The organism is Microbulbifer rhizosphaerae, assembly GCF_014191725.1.
Lineage (GTDB): Bacteria > Pseudomonadota > Gammaproteobacteria > Pseudomonadales > Cellvibrionaceae > Microbulbifer > Microbulbifer rhizosphaerae.
On sequence record NZ_JACHWZ010000066.1, the window covers coordinates 1 to 1,622 of the forward strand.

The 1,622-nt window shown below is 56.0% G+C and carries 1 protein-coding gene; it reads right to left on the reverse strand.

Features of this window, described 5'->3' with window-relative positions; genetic code table 11:
• Nucleotides 1-35: 35 nt before the first annotated feature.
• Nucleotides 36-1,412, reverse strand: coding sequence for an IS1380 family transposase (locus FHS09_RS22450; protein WP_183464135.1), 1,377 nt, complete (start codon nt 1,410-1,412; stop codon nt 36-38).
• Nucleotides 1,413-1,622 lie beyond the last annotated feature (210 nt).

Below are 1,622 nucleotides of genomic sequence, written 5' to 3' on the forward strand. Positions count from 1 at the left end.
AACCCAATCATTGCATAAATTTCATTGCCTTGTGATCAGGCCACATGCTTCAGCCGGTTCATATAATGCAACAACTCGGATTTGACCGTGGGGTTGGCGCTCATTGTCAGCGTCAGTTGCCCCTGCGGTTTGGTCAAGCGCCCTGCGCGTTGAATCAGTTTGCGCCGCAGGGTTCCGAGTTGTTCAAATTGCCACAGTGGTGCCCGGCGTTCGGTCGTCTGTCGTGCTTTGGGCAGGCTCTGCATTTGCATTTCCCGGTTCAGGTTGTGGGCCAACATGGCGGCAAGTACGTAAACCTGGTTACCCACGAGTTTTTGCGTCGGTACATAGTCCATCTGGGTTTGAGATTTCAGTTCAGCGAACAGACCTTCCTGTGCGCCGCGCCCATTGTGGTAGGTCAGCACCTTTTTGGGCGACGACCGCTTGTTGGTCACGATCACCTTGAAGTCGTAGCCGTACTCGTAAGGGACGAAGAGGTCGAGCTGCACCGCTCCCTTGTGCTGTACCCGATTGCGCTGTCGAACACATACAAAGCGGTGGCGTCGGTGCCAACTCTTGGGTTTCCAGTCCGTCTCGAAGTAGCTCCAACGCTCATTCAGACTTCGCCAACGCTTGCGGTGCTCGATCAAGCTTTTGAGGGCAACGAAACGCTCGAAAGGCACGCTGATCGTGAACTCCACGTTCAGCGCTTCGAGCATGGTGACAATGGCATCGCTGAAGAAGGCACCATCCATGCGCACCTCGACGATGCAGTGTGGCAGGATTGCCCGGATTTCATGGATACAGGCCTTGATGAAGGCTTGGGCGCCATTGCTGTCGTGCACGTTGCCGGGGCGGTGCCAGACATCGAATATCTGGCCGGTCTGGGCGATGCTGCAGAACAGCGGATAGTAGCTGCGCTGGCCTTTCTTCTTGCGATTGAAGCCCACGGCACTACCTTCAGCAAAGCGTCCGGTGGCAATGACCGAGCCATCAAAGTCCAGAGTGACCCGCGCCAAGCGCAAGGTCTGCAGCCGCAAGCCTACAAGCTGGCGACTGACCTGGCGCAACTGTTCGACACTGCGCCCGTCCATCGCGGACAAGGTGCGGCTCACTGTGGCGACATCCGGCAGGCGGGAGACCCCCAGCAGGCGCTTCACCAGCGGATCGTCCTGATAGTAGCGCATGTCCTGCAGCCGGCGGTGGCCGAGCAACAGGTGAACAATCAGCAGCAGGGTCACTACGCCGTGGCCGAAGATCGGACTGACGGTGAGGTGGCGGAAGCAACGCGTGAGCTGCTCCTTCAATCCCAGTTTGGCGAACAACGACTGGAACACGACCAGCCCGGCATAGGAAGTGAGTTTTTGATCTTCGAATCTGAGAGTAGGAAGCGCGTGGGTTTTACGATGGACGGCGGCTTTGCTAAACTTCACGCAAACGGTCTCCTTTGGTTTTATTGGACGGTGTGGTGCCACCAATTCTACCAAACGCGAGACCGTTTTTTTATGCGTGATGTTCATGTTTTTGCTGTTTCTGGATGTCACTATCGGTGAATTCCAGCGACAGGAGTCGAGGGTCAGGTTGAGCCTGTAAAACAAGGGTTTTCATCGCTGAGAGCCGATTAATTTATGCAACTACCGGGT